General features: G+C 69.8%; 16 protein-coding genes. 4 read left to right on the top strand and 12 right to left on the bottom strand.

All coding sequences use genetic code 11. From position 1 onward, the window contains the following. Nucleotides 1–5: 5 nt before the first annotated feature. The 11 genes from C3E78_RS09370 to C3E78_RS09320 form a co-directional block, all read right to left on the bottom strand. A complete protein-coding gene (locus tag C3E78_RS09370) occupies nucleotides 6–2,747 on the bottom strand; it encodes a DEAD/DEAH box helicase (RefSeq protein WP_108578039.1) in 2,742 nt (913 codons plus the stop codon). Between the two features lie 9 nt (nucleotides 2,748–2,756). Then, on the bottom strand, nucleotides 2,757–3,638 hold the full coding sequence (locus C3E78_RS09365; protein WP_108578038.1) for a diacylglycerol kinase: 882 nt from the start codon (nucleotides 3,636–3,638) through the stop codon (nucleotides 2,757–2,759). A 39-nt stretch (nucleotides 3,639–3,677) separates the two neighbouring features. Further along, entirely contained in the window at nucleotides 3,678–4,448 is a 771-nt protein-coding gene (gene tatC, locus C3E78_RS09360) for a twin-arginine translocase subunit TatC (protein ID WP_235833765.1), read from the bottom strand. A 57-nt stretch (nucleotides 4,449–4,505) separates the two neighbouring features. Beyond that, nucleotides 4,506–4,739, bottom strand: a complete 234-nt coding sequence (gene tatA / locus C3E78_RS09355; protein WP_108578036.1) for a twin-arginine translocase TatA/TatE family subunit — start codon at nucleotides 4,737–4,739, stop codon at nucleotides 4,506–4,508. Between the two features lie 15 nt (nucleotides 4,740–4,754). Continuing rightward, on the bottom strand, nucleotides 4,755–5,720 hold the full coding sequence (locus tag C3E78_RS09350) for a helix-turn-helix transcriptional regulator (protein WP_108578035.1): 966 nt from the start codon (nucleotides 5,718–5,720) through the stop codon (nucleotides 4,755–4,757). Further along, nucleotides 5,717–6,688, bottom strand: coding sequence for a helix-turn-helix transcriptional regulator (locus C3E78_RS09345; protein ID WP_108578034.1), 972 nt, complete (start codon nucleotides 6,686–6,688; stop codon nucleotides 5,717–5,719). The genes C3E78_RS09350 and C3E78_RS09345 overlap by 4 nt, the downstream gene beginning before the upstream one ends. Before the next feature lie 12 nt (nucleotides 6,689–6,700). After that, complete coding sequence (locus C3E78_RS09340) at nucleotides 6,701–7,603, bottom strand: FKBP-type peptidyl-prolyl cis-trans isomerase (RefSeq protein WP_159085856.1); 903 nt, start codon at nucleotides 7,601–7,603, stop codon at nucleotides 6,701–6,703. A 68-nt stretch (nucleotides 7,604–7,671) separates the two neighbouring features. Further along, on the bottom strand, nucleotides 7,672–9,033 hold the full coding sequence (gene pafA / locus C3E78_RS09335; protein WP_108578032.1) for a Pup--protein ligase: 1,362 nt from the start codon (nucleotides 9,031–9,033) through the stop codon (nucleotides 7,672–7,674). A 66-nt stretch (nucleotides 9,034–9,099) separates the two neighbouring features. After that, nucleotides 9,100–9,813, bottom strand: a complete 714-nt coding sequence (gene prcA, locus C3E78_RS09330; RefSeq protein WP_108578031.1) for a proteasome subunit alpha — start codon at nucleotides 9,811–9,813, stop codon at nucleotides 9,100–9,102. Between the two features lie 28 nt (nucleotides 9,814–9,841). Further along, entirely contained in the window at nucleotides 9,842–10,663 is an 822-nt protein-coding gene (gene prcB / locus C3E78_RS09325) for a proteasome subunit beta (RefSeq protein WP_108580834.1), read from the bottom strand. Next, a complete protein-coding gene (locus C3E78_RS09320; RefSeq protein ID WP_108578030.1) occupies nucleotides 10,663–10,857 on the bottom strand; it encodes a ubiquitin-like protein Pup in 195 nt (64 codons plus the stop codon). The genes prcB and C3E78_RS09320 overlap by 1 nt, the downstream gene beginning before the upstream one ends. Before the next feature lie 172 nt (nucleotides 10,858–11,029). Between C3E78_RS09320 and C3E78_RS09315 the strand changes: the two genes are divergently transcribed. The 4 genes from C3E78_RS09315 to C3E78_RS09300 are packed head-to-tail and all read left to right on the top strand — an operon-like array spanning nucleotide 11,030 to nucleotide 14,953. Continuing rightward, entirely contained in the window at nucleotides 11,030–12,058 is a 1,029-nt protein-coding gene (locus tag C3E78_RS09315) for an iron-siderophore ABC transporter substrate-binding protein (RefSeq protein ID WP_108578029.1), read from the top strand. After that, nucleotides 12,055–13,107 (top strand): FecCD family ABC transporter permease, encoded by a 1,053-nt coding sequence (locus C3E78_RS09310; protein ID WP_235833766.1) that lies wholly within the window; start codon nucleotides 12,055–12,057, stop codon nucleotides 13,105–13,107. The genes C3E78_RS09315 and C3E78_RS09310 overlap by 4 nt, the downstream gene beginning before the upstream one ends. After that, complete coding sequence (locus C3E78_RS09305; protein ID WP_108578028.1) at nucleotides 13,104–14,138, top strand: FecCD family ABC transporter permease; 1,035 nt, start codon at nucleotides 13,104–13,106, stop codon at nucleotides 14,136–14,138. The genes C3E78_RS09310 and C3E78_RS09305 overlap by 4 nt, the downstream gene beginning before the upstream one ends. Next, on the top strand, nucleotides 14,135–14,953 hold the full coding sequence (locus tag C3E78_RS09300) for an ABC transporter ATP-binding protein (RefSeq protein ID WP_108578027.1): 819 nt from the start codon (nucleotides 14,135–14,137) through the stop codon (nucleotides 14,951–14,953). The genes C3E78_RS09305 and C3E78_RS09300 overlap by 4 nt, the downstream gene beginning before the upstream one ends. On the opposite strand, the gene dop is transcribed toward C3E78_RS09300, so the two are convergent. Further along, the gene (gene dop, locus C3E78_RS09295) at nucleotides 14,940–16,442 is read right to left on the bottom strand and encodes a depupylase/deamidase Dop (protein WP_108578026.1); all 1,503 of its coding nucleotides are present in this window, start codon (nucleotides 16,440–16,442) and stop codon (nucleotides 14,940–14,942) included. The two genes, C3E78_RS09300 and dop, sit on opposite strands and share 14 nt — an antisense overlap. Nucleotides 16,443–16,446 lie beyond the last annotated feature (4 nt).

Below are 16,446 nucleotides of genomic sequence, written 5' to 3'. Positions count from 1 at the left end.
CGGGGTCAGGCGGTGATGCTGGTGTAGCTGACGACGCCGTGGCGCAGCAGGTCGAGTGCCTCGCGGGCGGTTGTGCGCAGCGGGCCGGGGCCGGCGGCGTCGGCGATCTGGGCGACGACGTCGATCAGCTGCTTCATCGCCCGGACGAAGTCGCCCGCGGCGAGCTCCATGTCGTTCAGGACGTCGTCGAGCGTGGCGTCCTTGCACCAGGACCACACCGCCTGCGAGAAGCCGAAGTCCGGTGAGCGCAGGAACTTGACCCGGTGCTCGCGCTCGAGCTGCTGCAGGTCGGCGCACAGGTGCGCCATCGTCTCGGCGGTCTCCCGCACGTTCTTGGTCGGGAAGCGGGGCGCCGGCAGCTCGTCGGCCAGCCGCGACGTGTACGTCAGGACGCTGACGACCGCGGCCAGCTCGGCCGCGTCCAGGCCGTCCCACGTGCCCTGACGCAGGCACTCGCTGACCAGCAGGTCCAGGTCGCTGTAGAGCCGCTTGAGCCGCAGACCGTCCGGGGTGACCTCGTCGCCGTCGAGGTAGCCGAGCACGTCGAGCACCTCGCAGACCCGGTCGAACTGCCGGGCGACCGTGTTCGTGCGCTGCTCGATGCGGCCGCGCTGGTTGCGGGTGTCCCGCTCCAGCTTGAGGTACCGCTCGGCCCACCGGGCGTGGGTCTCGCGGTCGGGGCAGTCGTGGCACGGGTGCTCGCGCAGCTTCTGGCGGATCGCCGCGATGCGCGGGTCCTCCCGGCCGGGCTGGTCCCGGTAGGGCTTGTCCCGGTGGAACGACGCCGCGTCGGCACGGCTGCGCAGGGCGGACGCGAGGTCGCGGCGGGCCTGCGGGTTGCGGGGGTTGAACGACTTGGGGATGCGCATCGTCGTCAGCGCCTGCACCGGTGCCGGGAAGTCGATCATCGCGAGCCGCCGCGCGTGCCGGTTGGCCGTCAGCACCATGGGGCGCGGTCCCTCGTTGTCGGTGACCCGTCCGGGGTCGAGGACGACCGCCAGGCCGGCGAACTTGCCGACCGGTACGTGGATCACGTCACCGGGGCGCAGCTTGACCAGCGAGGCGATGATCTCCTCGCGCTCGGCCTGGCGCCGGGCCTTGGACCCGGACGCCTCGATGTCGCTGAGCTCGCGACGCAACGACGCGTACTCCATGAAGTCCCCGCGGTCGCAGGCGATGTTCTCGCGGTAGCCCTCGAGTGCGTCGTCGGCCTTGCGGATCTGACGGGCGAGCCCGACGACCGCACGGTCGGCCTGGAACTGGGCGAAGGACTGCTCGAGCAGCTCGCGGGCGACGCCGCGCCCGACCTGGCCCACGAGGTTGACCGCCATGTTGTACGACGGGTGGAACGAGGAGTTGAGCGGGTACGTCCGCGTGCTCGCGAGCCCGGCCACCTGCTTGGGGTCCAGCCCGTGCTGCCACAGGACCACGCCGTGGCCCTCGACGTCGATGCCACGACGACCGGCTCGGCCCGTGAGCTGGGTGTACTCCCCCGGCGTGATGTTGGCGTGGGTCTCACCGTTCCACTTCGACAGCTTCTCGATGACGACCGACCGGGCCGGCATGTTGATGCCCAGCGCGAGCGTCTCGGTCGCGAAGATGACCTTGACCAGCCCGTTGCTGAACAGGTCCTCGACGCACTCCTTGAACGTCGGCAGCATCCCGGCGTGGTGCGCCGCGATGCCCCGCACGAGCGCGTCGCGGAACTCGTAGTAGCCCAGGACGTGGAGGTCGTCCTCGGGCAGGTGCGAGCAGGCGGTGTCCACGAACGCGGCGATCTCGGCCTGCTCGTCGGGGGTCGTCAGGGTCAGCCGGGCGTCGAGGCACTGCTGCACCGCCGCCGCGCAGCCGGCCCGGCTGAAGATGAAGCAGATCGCGGGCAGGAGGCCCTCGGCGTCCAGCCGCTGGACGACCTCGACCCGGCTGGGCGTGCGGTTGTGGCTGCGGGGCCGCTTGCCGCCCTTGCCCTTGTGGCCCTTCATCATGCGCGTCAGCTGCCAGTCCTCGCGGGCGAGCCGCTCCAGCGCCTTGTTGACCTCGACCCCGCGATCGTCCGAGCTCGGCTCGAACAGGGGGAACATCTTGCGTCCGACCATCACGTGCTGGTGCAACGGGATCGGGCGGCGCTCCTCGACGATCGTGACGGTGTCGCCGCGGACCTCGGTCAGCCAGTCGCCGAACTCCTCGGCGTTCGACACGGTCGCCGACAGCGAGATCACCGACACCGACTCGGGCAGGTGGATGATGACCTCCTCCCACACGGCTCCGCGGGTGCGGTCGGCGAGGTAGTGGACCTCGTCCATCACGACGTAGCCGAGCGTGTCGAGGGTGCGCGAGCCGGCGTACAGCATGTTGCGCAGCACCTCGGTCGTCATCACGACGACGGGGGCCTCGCCGTTGATCGTGTTGTCGCCGGTCAGCAGGCCGACGTTGTCGGCGCCGTAGCGGTCGACGAGATCGGCGAACTTCTGGTTGGACAGCGCCTTGATCGGCGTGGTGTAGAAGCACTTGCGGCCGGTGGCGATCGCGAGGTGGACGGCGAACTCCCCCACCAGCGTCTTGCCGGAGCCGGTGGGTGCGGCGACCAGCACACCGTGCCCGTCCTCGACGACCTTGCAGGCCTCGACCTGGAAACCGTCGAGGGCGAAGTCGTAGAGGCCGCGGAACTCGGCCAGGTGCGGGTACTGCCGGCTGTCACGCGATCGTGAGTACCGCTCGGCCGGGGACGAAATGCCAAGCTCGCTCATGCTCCCAGCCTACGCGGCGGGCGGTGGCGCGAAGACGTGCAACGCGCCCGGCTGGACGGTGGCGGTGATCGGCAGCGGTCCGAGCCGCTCGCCGTCCCCGTACGCCACGATGCCCGGGGAGGACAACGTCACCGTGCGCACGCGATGACGCTCGACCTCCGGGAGGGCCATGTGGGTGCCGCGGTACAGCCGCGGGAACACCCGCAGGAGCTTGCCCTTGCTGACCGGGTTGATGATCACGACGTCGAGCAGCCCGTCGTCGAGAGCGGCGCCCTCGCAGATCCGCAGGCCGCCGCCGAAGGACGGTCCGTTGCCGACCGCGACGAGCATGGCCTCGCGCTCGATGGTCCGCCCGTCGAGGGTGATCGTGAACGCGAGCGGCTGGAACGAGCGCAGCTCGTTGACGATCGCGATGTTGTAGCGCATGTTGCCGCGCGGCCAGGTCATCGCATTGGCCCGCTCGTTCACCTTGGAGTCGAAGCCGGACGCGATGACGGTCGCGACATGGGCCTCGTCGGTGCGGGCCAGGTCGATCGTCCGCACGTGCCCAGCAATGACCAGGTCCACCGCCGCGTCCACGTCCTTGGTCGGGATGCCGAGAGAGCGCGCGGTGTCGTTGCCGGTGCCGGCGGGCAGCAGCCCGAACACGAGGTCGGAGTCCGCGACGTGGTCCAGCACGGCGTGCAGCGCACCGTCGCCGCCCACGACGAGCACGCCGTCCACCCCGTCGGCGATCGCGTGCTTGAGCCGGTCGCGGGCTGCCGCCACGTCCGCTCCCTGGATCGTGACGGTCGTGTGGCCGGCCCGGGCGAGACGTTCGGCCGCCCGGCCGGCGATCGCTTCACCGTGGCGCCGGCCGGAGGTGGGGTTGACGACGAGCGCGAGGTGCATGGCAGAAGCGTACGATCCGCGCGGACGGCCGTGACGCGGCTAGTCGTCGAGCGGGGACAGCTCGTCGTCGCCGAGAGCAGTCTGCGCGGCGACCTTGCGGCGCTTGCGGTCGGTCAGCTTCGCGATGATCTCGGAGAACAGGTACAGCACGGTCATCGGCACCGCCAGGAACAGCATCGTCAGCGGGTCCGTCGTCGGGGTCGCGACGGCCGCGAACACGAAGATGCCGATGACGATCCAGGGCCGCGCGTTGGCGAGCTGGGCCGCGCTCACGGCACCGATGCGGTTGAGCAGCACGACCACCAACGGGATCTCGGCGGCCACGCCGAACACCAGCAGCATGCGGATGATGAAGTTGAAGTACTCCGCACCCGTGATGAGGCTGCCCACGCCGTCGGGGACGAACCCGATGAGGACGTCCATGGCCTTCGGCAGGATCAGGTACGCCAGCGCCGCCCCGGCGATGAACAGCGGTGCGCCCGTGGCGGTGAGCAGCAGCGCCCAGCGCTTCTCGTGCCGGTGCAGGGCCGGCAGGACGAAGGCCCACATCTGCCACAGCCACACGGGGCTCGACAGCAGGATGCCCACGACCAGGGAGATCTTCAGCTGGAACTGCAGCGCACCGCCGACACCGGTGATGACCAGCTCGGAGTCGATCCCGCGCTCCAGGAGCAGGGGCTGGATGGACTCGTAGGGTCGGGTGAGGAAGTCGAGCACCGGGTCGTAGAAGACCAGCGCGATGATCGTGCCGACGGCGATCGCCAGGACGGCGCGCACCAGTCGGGACCGCAGCTCACGCAGGTGTCCCATGAGCGGCATCGTGCCGCCCGGTGCCGGGGGTGGCGTGCCGCGCCTCAGCGCCAAGCGTCAGCCCTGTTCGCGCTTCTTGTCCGCCTCGGACGCCTCGACCGTCTCCAGCGACGCGGGCTTCGCGGGCTTGTCGTCGTCATCGTCGTGCAGCGCCGTGACCTCGGTCTTGAAGATGCGCAGCGCCCGGCCCGATCCGCGGGCCAGCTCGGGGAGCTTCCTTCCGCCGAACAGCAGGACGACGATCCCCAGGATGATCAGGATCTCCGGAGCACCGATTCCACCTCGGAACATGACTGCTCCCTTCCTCTAGCTCGACGTGACGACTTCATCGTACGCCTGCAAGGCTACGCGGGCGTCCTCGATCACCTGGGCGCGAAGCTCCTGCGGCTCGACGACCGTGACCGAGCCGGCGTTGCGGAGCACGAGGCGGCGCAGCCAGCCCCAGTCGGCGCCGTAGATCTTGGCCCGCCAGACGCCGTCCTCGTTCTCCTCGAGCAGGTCGACCTGGTAGTACTCGGTCAGCCAGTGGGCGCGCGGGTGGAGGTCGACCAGGACGTACGGGGTCTCCTCGCCGACGGTGAAGAAGCCGTCGGACAGGTCGCGCGGCTTCGCGTCGTGGTCCTCGGCGTCGGTCTCGGTCGCCCGCGCGGCCAGCACGCGGTCGAGCCGGAAGAAGCGCAGGTCCTGCGCGGTGAGGCACCAGGCCTCCAGGTACAGCTTGCCCTGCTCGGTGAACAGCCGCCGCGGGTCGACCTCGCGGTCGGACTGCTCGTCGCGGGTCGCGGTGGCGTAGGTGATCTCGAGTCGCTTGCCGGTGCTCAGCGCCTGGACGACGGCGCCGTGGATGACCGGGTCGACCTCGTCGAGCAGGACGTCGACGGCCGCGCCGGTGTCGCCCACGGCGCTCTCGAGCTTCGCGAGCGCGCTGTCGATGACGGTCAGCTCGGGGCCGCTCGCGGACGCCCGCAGGGTGCGCAGGGCGACGATCAGCGCGATGCCCTCGCGGGCGCTGATGCGCAACGGGCGGGTCATGAACTCCGCGTCGCGGATGTGCACGATCCCGTCACGCTCCAGCGCGGTGAGGTCGAAGTCGATCAGCTCGCCGGCGTACTCCCCCGTGCCGGTGTACATCAGCAGACGCAGGTCGTCGCGGATGACCTTGGGCGTCACGCCGAACTCGGCGGCCACCTCGTTGACCGGGACACCGTCGTTGCCCTGCAGGTACGGCACGAGGGCGAGCATCCGGATGACCTGCTGACGTGACCGGCTCATGCGCCCAGCCCCAGGGTCCCGCTGGCGGCAGCGCGCAGGCGCTGGATGACCGCCTCGCGGACGTCGGGCGGCGTCACGACGACGACGTCGGGGCCGTAGGACGCCACCTCGGAGGCGAGCTCCCAGCGTGAGGAGTACCTGATCTCGACCTCGTCGACGTCGTCGTCGAGCGCGGTGACCTTCTCGGCCAGGCGGCGCAGCGACTGGCCACGGCCCTTGCGCATGTGCAGCACGGCAGCCTCCACCGGCTCGGGCGGGAACAGCGCCCGAGCGAGGTCCTTCATGTCCGTGCCCTCCGGGATGTCGTACGAACCGGGAGCGCCCGCCGTCTCGACGTCACCGATGACCCGGGAGAGCCGGAAGATGCGCGGCTCGCCGCGATCGAGGTCGAGGCCCCCGACGTACCAGCGGTCGTGCCACGAGATGATCCCCCACGGCTGCAGGTGGCGCTGCATGGGCGCCTGGTTCGGCCGTGCGTACGCGAACGTCACGGGGACGCGCCGGGTGACGGCGTCCCACATCGCGTCGAAGGACGGCTCGTCCGCCGACAGCTTGGGCTCGGCCATGCGCAGGACGCTGGTGTCGACGTCCACGCCGATCGCCTTGAGCTTGACCAGCGCCGTGGTCGACTCGCTCGCCAGCCCCGCGTGCTCCCACACCTGGGTGGCGAGCCCGATCACGGCCGCCTCCTCGCGGGTCAGCTCGAGATCGGGCAGCTCGGCCTCGTCGCGGCGGATGCGGTAGCCCGGCTCGTCGCTGAAGTACTTGTCGATCGAGCCCATCTCGACGGTGATGCCGAGCTCTCGCAGCTCCTCCTTGTCGCGCTCGAACTTGCGGTCGAACGCCAAGGGCGTCGAGTCGCGGTAGTCGGCGATCGACTCACGGATCTGGTCCTTCGTGAGGTACTGACGACTCACCAGCAACGCGAAGATGAGGTTCATCAACCTCTCGGTCTTGCGCTCGGCCATGACAGGAGGATGTCAGGAAGCGTCGAGCAAGTCGATCGCGAAGATCAGGGTGTCGTCCTTGAGCTCGCTCTCGGTGCCGGCGTAGGCGGTGTCGGGCGGGCAGACCAGGACCACGCGGCTGCCGACGGTCTGGCCGGTCAGCTCGGTCTGCCAGCACTTGATGAGCCCGCTGAGCGACTGCGTGAACGGCACGCCCTTGGTCCAGCTGGTGTCGAACACCTTGCCGTCGGGGTAGACCTGGCCGACGTACTGGACCGTGACGGTCTGGTCGGCCTTGACCTTCGGGCCCTCGCCCGTGATCACGGTGTGCGCGCTGGCCTTGGCCTGCTTCTTCTCGGTCTTGCCGGTGGACGTGAAGCCGGACGGGTGCTTGTCGCCGTCGAGCTTCAGCTTGGGCAGCGACGACGGCAGCGCCTTGGCGTCGCCGGTCACCTCGGTCGGGACCTTGGAGCGGATGTCGAAGACCAGGACCATCGTGTCGGCCTTGTCGATCTCGAAGCTCGGCTGACCGTTGTCACCGAAGCCGTCCGTCGGCGGGATCGCGACCAGCACGCGGCTGCCCACCTTGCGTCCCTCGAGGCCCTTGACGAAGCCGGCGAGGATCGTGTCGTTGGACAGGGCGACCGTCTGGGGGCTCGCGGCGTACGTGCTGTCGAACAACTTGGCCGTCGTGCCGTTGACCCCGACGTAGTCGAGCTTGATCGAGTCGCCCTCCTTGACCTCGTCGCCGCCGCCCTCCTTGAGGACCTTGCTCTCGGTCTTGGAGACCTCGAAGCCCTTGTCGAAGGTGACCTTGGGAGTCTTGCCACCGGTCACCTTGATGGCCGAGAGGCCCGCGCCGTCCTTGCCGTCACTGCCGCCGCACCCTGCGAGGACGAGGGTTGCGGCAATGGAAGCCAAGAGAATGCGGCGCACGGAAACGACCTTCGATGAGGGGAACAGATCGTGGGTAATCGTAACGACCGCGCACAAAGCAGCCGCAGTCACATCCCGTCGATCAGCCTCTGCACGCGCTCGTCCTGGGAGCGGAACGGGTCCTTGCACAGCACCGTGCGTTGCGCCTGGTCGTTGAGCTTGAGGTGCACCCAGTCGACGGTGAAGTCGCGGCGCCGTTCCTGGGCCCGCTTGATGAAGTCGCCGCGCAGCCGCGCGCGGGTCGTCTGCGGGGGCACGTTCTTGGCGGTGAACACGTCCAGGTCGTTGGTGACGCGGGCGACGGCGCCCTTCTTCTCCAGCAGGTAGAAGATGCCGCGGTCGCGACGGATGTCGTGGTACGCCAGGTCGAGCTGGGCGATGCGCGGGTCGCTCCACCCCATGTTGTGGGTCGCGCGGTACCGGTCGAGCAGCTTGTACTTGATGACCCAGTCGATCTCGCGCTCCACCAGCGACAGGTCCTCGGACTCCACCGCCTTGAGCGTCCGCTCCCACAGGTCGAGGGCGCGCGTGATGGTGGGGGTGTGGAGCCCGTTCTTGTCGACGAACTCGGCAGCCTTGCCGAAGTACTCGGCCTGGATCTCCAGGGCGGACAGCTCCCGGCCGTTGGCCAGCTGCACCTTGCGGCGCCCCGTCATGTCGTGGGCGATCTCACGGATCGCGCGGATCGGGTTGTCCAGCGTCATGTCGCGCATCGTCACGCCGGCCTCGATCATCCGCAGCACCAGGTCGGTGGTCGCGAACTTGAGCAGGGTCGTCGTCTCGCTCATGTTGGAGTCGCCGACGATCACGTGCAGGCGGCGGAAGCGCTCGGCGTCCGCGTGCGGCTCGTCGCGGGTGTTGATGATCGGGCGCGAGCGGGTCGTGGCGCTGGAGACGCCCTCCCAGATGTGCTCGGCGCGCTGGCTGACCGAGAAGATCGTGCCGCGCGGCGTCTGCTGGATCTTGCCGGCGCCCGTGATGATCTGCCGGGAGACCAGGAACGGGATGAGCACGTCGGCCAGCTTGCTGAACTCACCGGCCCGGCTGACGAGGTAGTTCTCGTGGCAGCCGTAGGAGTTGCCCGCGGAGTCGGTGTTGTTCTTGAACAGGTAGATGTCGCCCTCGACGCCGTCGTCGGCCAGCCGCTTCTGCGCGTCGATCATCAGGCCCTCGAGGATCCGCTCCCCCGCCCGGTCGTGCGTCACCAGGTCGACGAGGTCGTCGCACTCAGGCGTCGCGTACTCGGGGTGGCTGCCGACGTCGAGATAGAGTCGGGCGCCGTTGCGCAGGAACACGTTGCTGCTGCGTCCCCAGGAGACGACCCGCCGGAACAGGTAGCGGGCGACCTCGTCCGGCGACAGGCGGCGCTGACCCTTGAACGAGCACGTGACGCCGTACTCGTTCTCGATACCGAAGATGCGCCGGTCCATGTCGTCCAGCCTAGTCCGGCACGCAGGGCTGCGCGGGATGAAGCGGGCTCGTCGAGCCTCCGCGTGTCATGGCGTCTCCCCACCCGGCTCGCCCAGGGCGGACACGACGTCGGCGTCGCTCAGCCGCTTGAACTTGCGAGGCTGAGGGCGTGCCCGGGTGAGCACGCCGATCTCAAGGGCGGACGCCTCGACCGTGCGTGCGGGGGTGGTGTCCTGGCCCAGCGCGGTCACGGCGACCTTGATCGCCGACGACAGGTCCAGGTTGGGCGTGTAATGCTCGCCCAGGTACGCCTCGACCTGCTCGCTCTGCCCGCCCATCACGCCGAAGCCCTGCACGTCGGCCACGGAGCCGTCGTACATGAGGCGGTAGACCTGGTCGGACGACGCGTCGTCGCCGAGCTCGCCGACGAAGATCTCGACCTCGTACGGCTTCTCGCCGCCGGCGGAGAAGATGGTGCCGAGCGTCTGCGCGTACGCGTTGGCGAGGCTGCGCCCCGTCACGTCGCGCCGGTCGTACGAGTAGCCGCGCAGGTCCGCGAGGCGGACGCCCGCGATGCGCAGGTTCTCGAACTCGTTGTAGCGACCGACCGCGGCGAACCCGATGCGGTCGTAGATCTCGCTGACCTTGTGCAGCGCCTGCGAGGGGTTCTCCGCGACGAAGATGATGCCGTCGGCGAAGTGCACGACCACCACGCTGCGTCCGCGGCTGATGCCCTTGCGGGCGAAGTCCGCCCGGTCCTTCATGAGCTGCTCGGGCGAGACGTAGAACTGTTGCGTCATCGGGTTCCTCTCCTGGATCTACGTCGGGTCAGCTCAGCGGTGCGGCGGGGCCGTCGGGGCGTTCGAGACGTCCACCGATGACGTCGTCGGCGATCGCACCGACCTCGTCGTCGGCCAGGCGACGGTAGCCGTCGGCCGTCACGACGGACACGACCGGGAAGATCCGTCGCGTCAGGTCGGGGCCGCCCGTGGCGGAGTCGTCGTCCGCGGCGTCATAGAGCGCCTGGATCGCGGCCGTCACGCAGTCGCCCTCGGTGAGCTCGCGGCTGTAGAGCTTCTTCAACGAGCCGCGGGCGAACACCGAGCCGGAACCGACCGAGTGGAAGCCGCTGTGCTCCTCGTAGCGTCCGCCGGTCACGTCGTAGGAGAAGATGCGCCCACGCCGCGCCTCGAGGTCGTAGCCGGCGAACAGCGGCACGACCGCCAGGCCCTGCATCGCGAGCCCGAGGTTGCCCCGGATCAGGGCCGCGAGCCGGTTGGCCTTGCCGTCGGCCGACAGGACCGTGCCCTCGATCTTCTCGTAGTGCTCGAGCTCGACCTGGAACAGGCGCACCATCTCGATCGCGAGTCCTGCGCTGCCCGCGATGCCGATGCAGGAGTACTCGTCAGCCGGGAAGACCTTCTCGATGTCACGCTGGGCGATGACGTTGCCCATCGTCGCGCGCCGGTCGCCGGCCATCACGACGCCACCGTCGAAGGTCGCCGCCACGATGGTCGTGGCGTGGGGCGCCAGCTCGGTGTGGGCGCCGTGGCTGCGCGCGGCAGCACCCGGCATGAGCTCGGGAGCGTTGCTGGCGAGGTAGTCGGCGAACGAGGACGATCCGGTCAGACGGGTGCCCTCAGGCAGCATCACTGACCGCCCTTCTGCACGAAGCTGCGGACGAACTCCTCCGCGTTCTCCTCGAGCACGTCGTCGATCTCGTCGAGGATCGAGTCGACGTCGTCATCGAGCTTGGCCTTCGCGTCGGCGTCGACCTCGGTCGCGTCGACCTGGTCCTCCGCCTCGGCGGACTTGCGCGTGTTCTTGTGCTGCTGCTCTGACATGACACAACACTAGCCCCCGAATCCACTCCGCGCGCCGGACAACCACGAGTCGAGCCGACCCCGATGCACGACGGGATTAGGTAAGGCTAGGCTCACCTGCAATCCGGTCGCCTCGGCGACCACCACCTGGTCCCACGCGCCTCCTGGCGCGTCGCCACCGAAAGGAACTCCCGTGCGTCGATCGCGCCTTCTTGCCTGCGTAGCTGCAGCCTCACTCCTCCTCGCCGGCTGCGGCAGCACCTCGGACGACTCCGCCACGAGCGACACCAGCGGCTCCGGTGGCTCCGGCACCCAATACCCCGTCGAGATCAAGCACGCGCTGGGCACGGCGACCATCAAGGAGGCCCCCAAGCGCGTCGCGACCGTCAACTGGGCCAATCACGAGGTCCCCCTGGCTCTCGGCGTCGTGCCCGTCGGCATGGCCGCGGCGAACTTCGGCGACGACGACGGCGACGGACTGCTGCCGTGGGTGGACGACCGGCTGAAGGAGCTCGGCGGCAAGAAGCCCGTCCTGTTCGACGAGACCGACGGCATCGACTTCGAGGCGGTCGCGGACACCGCCCCGGACGTCATCCTCGCCTCGTACTCCGGCCTGACCAAGGAGGACTACAAGACCCTCAGCGAGATCGCTCCCGTCGTCGCCTACCCGGACCAGCCCTGGGCCACCGACTGGCGCGAGATGATCGAGCTCAACAGCACGGCCATGGGCATGGCCGACGAGGGCGAGAAGCTGGTCGCGGACCTCGACGCGGAGATCAAGAAGACCGTGGCCGAGGCCCCCGAGCTCTCCGAGAAGTCGGCGATGTTCCTGACCCACGTCGACACCACGGACCTGAGCGAGGTCAGCTTCTACACGACGCACGACACGCGGGCGAAGTTCTTCGCCGACCTCGGCCTGAAGACGCCCGCGAGCATCGAGAAGGCCTCCAGCGCGACGGACCAGTTCTCGATGACGCAGAGCGCCGAGCAGGTCGACGCGCTCGACGACGTCGACATCATCGTGACCTACGGCGACGACAAGCTCGTCAAGGCGCTCAAGGCCGACCCGCTGCTGTCCAAGATGCCCGCGGTCAAGAACGACGCGATCGTCCTGCTGCCCAACACGCCGCTGGGCACCGCCGCGAACCCGACGCCGCTGTCGATCTCGTACGTCCTCGAGGACTACGTGTCCATGATGGCCAAGGCCGCAGCCGGCGCGTGAGCGCGGACCAGCGGATCGATCAGGTCCATGCCTCGGGCGTCGCCGTCGTGCGACGCCCGAGGCAGCTGCGTGTCGTCTGGATGCTGCTGGCGCTCGTCGTCCTGGCCGCGCTCGTCCTGCTCTCCGTGGCAGTCGGCTCACGACCCGTGGGCTGGTCCGACATCGTGGCCGGCCTCGGAGGCGCCAGCGACACGCTCGGCGAGGCCGCCGTCACCAAGCGCATCCCCCGGACCCTGCTGGCCGTCGTGGTGGGTGCAGCCCTGGGCGCCGCGGGCGCCGTGCTGCAGGGGGTGACCCGCAACCCGCTCGCGGACCCGGAGATCCTCGGCGTCAACATGGGCGCCTCGCTCGCGGTCGTCATCGGCATCGCGTGGTTCGGCATGAGCACGCCGTCGAGCTTCGTCTGGGTGGCGATCGCCGGAGCCGCGGCGGCGGCCGTGTTCGTGTACACCGTCGCCTCCCTCGGCCGCGGGGGCGCGACGCCCCTCAAGCTCGCCCTCGCGGGGACCGCGACCTCGGCGGCGTTCGCGTCGTTCATCACCGCTCTGGTGCTGCCGCGGGGCGACATCTCGGGCAACGTGCGCTCGTGGCAGATCGGTGGCGTCGGCGGTGCATCGTTCGAGACCATCCGGCTGGTCGTGCCCTTCCTGCTCATCGGGTTCGCCGTCTGCCTGCTGACCTCCCGCGGGCTGAACACGCTCGCCCTCGGCGACGACGTCGCGTCCGCGCTGGGCGAGCGGGTGGCGCTGACGCGGGCAGGAGCGGCCGTGGGGGCCGTGATGCTGTGCGGCGCGAGCACCGCCGTCGCCGGGCCCATCGGCTTCGTGGGACTGGTGATCCCCCACCTCTGCCGGCTCCTGGTCGGGGTCGACCACCGCTGGCTGGTGCCGTTCTCCGCGGTGGCCGGCGCCGCCCTGCTGACCGCCGCCGACGTCGCAGGACGCATCGTGGCCAGGCCCAGCGAGATCGACGTGGGCATCGTCACCGCCCTCATCGGCGCCCCGTTCTTCATCCACATCGTCCGCCGGCAGAAGGTGCGTGAGCTGTGAGCAGCCAGACGGTGCAGCACGTCGCGACCAGCCGCGTCCGCCGCGCGGCGCGACGACGGGTGGTCACGTCCGTCCTGGTCGTGCTGGTTCTCGTCGCGTTCGCGGCGAGCCTGATGGTCGGTCACACGTTCTATCCGCCGGCGGACGTGTGGGCCGTCGTCACCGGCCAGGACGTGCCCGGTGCGTCCTTCACGGTCGGCCGGCTCCGGCTCCCCCGTGCCGTGATGGGTCTGGTCGCCGGGCTCTGCTTCGGGCTCGCGGGTGTCACCTTCCAGACGCTGCTCCGCAACCCCCTGGCCAGCCCCGACATCATCGGCATCAGCGCCGGCGCCAGCGCCGCGGCGGCCTTCGCGATCGTCTCGCTGTCGCTCAGCGGTCCGGCGATCTCGTTGTTCGCGATCACGGTCGGACTCGGTGTGGCGATGCTGATCTACGTGCTGTCCTACCGCGACGGGGTCGCCGGCACCCGCTTGATCCTCATCGGGATCGGCGTCGCAGCGATGCTGGAGAGCCTCACCACCTACATCCTGAGCCGCGCGGCCACGTGGGACCTGCAGGAGGCGCAGCGGTGGCTGACCGGCAGCCTCAACGGGGCCGGCTGGGAGGACGTCCTGCCGACGCTGGCCGCCCTGCTGGTGCTGGGCCCCCTCCTGCTGTCGCAGCTGCGGGACCTCCAGATGCTGCAGCTGGGTGACGACGCCGCGTCGGCCCTCGGCGTGCGGGTCGAGCTGACCCGGCTGGTCGTGATCGCCAGCGCGGTCGGGCTGATCGCCTTCGCGACCGCGGCGACCGGTCCGATCGCGTTCGTGGCCTTTCTCGCCGGGCCGATCGCCGCGCGCATCGTCGGCCCGGGCGGGTCGCTGCTCGTGCCGGCCGCGCTCGTCGGCGCGCTGCTGGTGCTGGTGGCCGACCTCTGTGGCCAGTACGCCTTCGGCCACCGCTACCCCGTCGGCGTCGTGACCGGGGTCCTGGGAGCGCCGTACCTCGTCTACCTCATCGTCCGCACCAACCGCGCTGGAGGATCACTGTGACCACGGACCACACGCTCACCGTCGAGGGACTCACCCTCGGCTACCGCGACCGCACCGTCATCGAGGACCTGTCGCTCATGATCCCGACGGGCCAGGTCACCGCGATCGTCGGCGCGAACGCGTGCGGCAAGTCGACGCTGCTGCGCTCGATGTCGCGCCTGCTCACCCCCCGCACGGGTCAGGTGCTCCTGGACGGCAAGCAGGTCCACCGCCTGCCGGCCAAGGAGCTCGCCCGGACCCTCGGGCTGCTGCCCCAGTCGCCGATCGCGCCCGAGGGCATCACGGTGAGCGACCTGGTGGGCCGCGGCCGCCACCCCCACCAGCGGCTGCTGTCGCGCTGGTCCGCCGAGGACGACGAGGCGGTCGCCGCCGCGCTGGAGGCCACCGACACGGTGTCCCTCGCCGACCGGTCCGTCGACGAGCTGTCAGGCGGTCAGCGCCAGCGGGTGTGGATCGCGATGGCGCTGGCCCAGCGGACGGACGTGCTGCTGCTCGACGAGCCCACGACGTTCCTGGACGTCAGCCACCAGGTGGAGGTGCTGGACCTGCTGACGGACCTCAACCGGGACCGCGGGACGACGATCGTCATGGTGCTGCACGACCTCAACCTCGCCGCCCGGTACGCGGATCGGCTCATCGCACTGGCCGGCGGACGCGTGCACGCGGTGGGCGACCCGCACGCCGTGCTGACCGAGGAGGTCGTCCGCGAGGTGTTCGGCCTCGAGTGCAGCGTCATCGTCGACCCGGTGTCCGGGCGACCGCTGATGCTGCCGATCGGGCGCCACCGGACGTCGGCCCGCGTCAGCGGCCGGTGATCGCGGAGAACAGCTCTGCTGCGGTCCTGCTGGTCTCGAACAGCGGGCCGACGTGCTCCGCGGTCCCGCGCAGCGGCTCCATCGTCGGGATCCGCTGCAGCGAGTCGTGACCGGGCAGGTCGAAGATCACCGAGTCCCACGAGGCGGCCGCGATGTCCCGGCTGAACCGGGCCAGGCACATGCCGCGGAAGTAGGCCCGGGTGTCGCGGGGCGGATCGACCACGGACGCGGCGATCTGGTCGTCGGTGAACAACCGGTCCATCCTGCCGTTCTGCACGAGCTGGTGGTAGAGCCCCTTGTGCAGGCGGATGTCGTGGTACTGCAGGTCCACGAGATGCAGCTTGGCGTGGTCCCAGTCCAGGTGGTCGCGCTCGCGGTAGCGCTCCAGCAGGGCGAGCTTCGCGACCCAGTCGAGCTCACGCGCGCACTCCATGGGGTCGCGGGCGAGGCGGTCCAGCACGCTCTCCCAGCGCTGCAGGACGTCGTCGGTCTGCTCGTCGGAGCCCTCCTGGGCGACGAACGCCTTCGCGAGCTGCAGGTACTCCCCCTGCAGCTCCAGCGCCGTGACCGTGCGCCCGTCCGCCAGCTCGACCTTCTGCGTCAGCGTCGGGTCGTGGGAGATGTCGTGGACCGCCGTGACGGGGGCCGCCAGGGCGAGGCTGCGCGTGATGAAGCCGGCCTCGATCATCGCCAGCACGAGCGACGTGGTGCCGTGCTTGAGGTAGATGGCGGTCTCCGAGCAGTTCGCGTCGCCGATGATGACGTGCAGGCGGCGGTACTTCTTCGGGTCGGCGTGCGGCTCGTCGCGGGTGTTGATGATCGGGCGCTTGAGCGTCGTCTCGAGACCGACCCCGACCTCGAAGTAGTCGGCGCGCTGGCTGAGCTGGAACGCGTGCACGCTGCCGTCCTGGCGCTGGCCGACCCGCCCCGCACCGGTGAAGACCTGTCGTGAGACGAAGAACGGCGTCAGGTGCTCGACGATCTGGTCGAACGGAACGTCGCGGCGCATCAGGTAGTTCTCGTGCGAGCCGTACGAGGCGCCCTTGTTGTCGATGTTGTTCTTGTACAGGACGATCGGCGCGCTGTTGGGGATCTGCCCGGCCAGCTCGGCGCCGAGGCGCATGACGTTCTCGCCGGCCTTCTCGAACCGCACGACGTCGAGCGGGTTCGTGACCTCCGGGCTCGAGTACTCCGGGTGGGCGTGGTCGACGTAGAGCCGCGCGCCGTTCGTCAGGATGATGTTGGCCAGGCCCATGTCCTCGTCGGTGAGCTGCGAAGGGTCCGCGACCTCGCGGCTGAGGTCGAAGCCGCGCGCATCGCGCAGCGGGCTCTCCTCCTCGAAGTCCCACCGGGCGCGGCGGGTGAGGCCGTGCGCCGCGGCGTACGCGTTGACGACGTGCGTCGACGCCACCATGGGATTGGCGTGCGGCTGGCCCTGCACGGCGATGCCGTACTCGACCTCGCTGCCTTGGACGCGACGAACAGTCATGACG

This window comes from Aeromicrobium chenweiae, from assembly GCF_003065605.1.
GTDB classification, from domain to species: Bacteria; Actinomycetota; Actinomycetes; order Propionibacteriales; family Nocardioidaceae; genus Aeromicrobium; species Aeromicrobium chenweiae.
This window is presented reverse-complemented; position numbering and strand designations above follow the sequence as displayed.

Bases quoted from the DNA above. Each gene is read 5' to 3' on its own strand.
- C3E78_RS09370 (WP_108578039.1), bottom strand. From the start codon at position 2,747: ATGAGCGAGCTTGGCATTTCGTCCCCGGCCGAGCGGTACTCACGATCG.
- C3E78_RS09365 (WP_108578038.1), bottom strand. From the start codon at position 3,638: ATGCACCTCGCGCTCGTCGTCAACCCCACCTCCGGCCGGCGCCACGGT.
- tatC (WP_235833765.1), bottom strand. From the start codon at position 4,448: ATGGGACACCTGCGTGAGCTGCGGTCCCGACTGGTGCGCGCCGTCCTG.
- tatA (WP_108578036.1), bottom strand. From the start codon at position 4,739: ATGTTCCGAGGTGGAATCGGTGCTCCGGAGATCCTGATCATCCTGGGG.
- C3E78_RS09350 (WP_108578035.1), bottom strand. From the start codon at position 5,720: ATGAGCCGGTCACGTCAGCAGGTCATCCGGATGCTCGCCCTCGTGCCG.
- C3E78_RS09345 (WP_108578034.1), bottom strand. From the start codon at position 6,688: ATGGCCGAGCGCAAGACCGAGAGGTTGATGAACCTCATCTTCGCGTTG.
- pafA (WP_108578032.1), bottom strand. From the start codon at position 9,033: ATGGACCGGCGCATCTTCGGTATCGAGAACGAGTACGGCGTCACGTGC.
- prcA (WP_108578031.1), bottom strand. From the start codon at position 9,813: ATGACGCAACAGTTCTACGTCTCGCCCGAGCAGCTCATGAAGGACCGG.
- prcB (WP_108580834.1), bottom strand. From the start codon at position 10,663: ATGCTGCCTGAGGGCACCCGTCTGACCGGATCGTCCTCGTTCGCCGAC.
- C3E78_RS09320 (WP_108578030.1), bottom strand. From the start codon at position 10,857: ATGTCAGAGCAGCAGCACAAGAACACGCGCAAGTCCGCCGAGGCGGAG.
- dop (WP_108578026.1), bottom strand. From the start codon at position 16,442: ATGACTGTTCGTCGCGTCCAAGGCAGCGAGGTCGAGTACGGCATCGCC.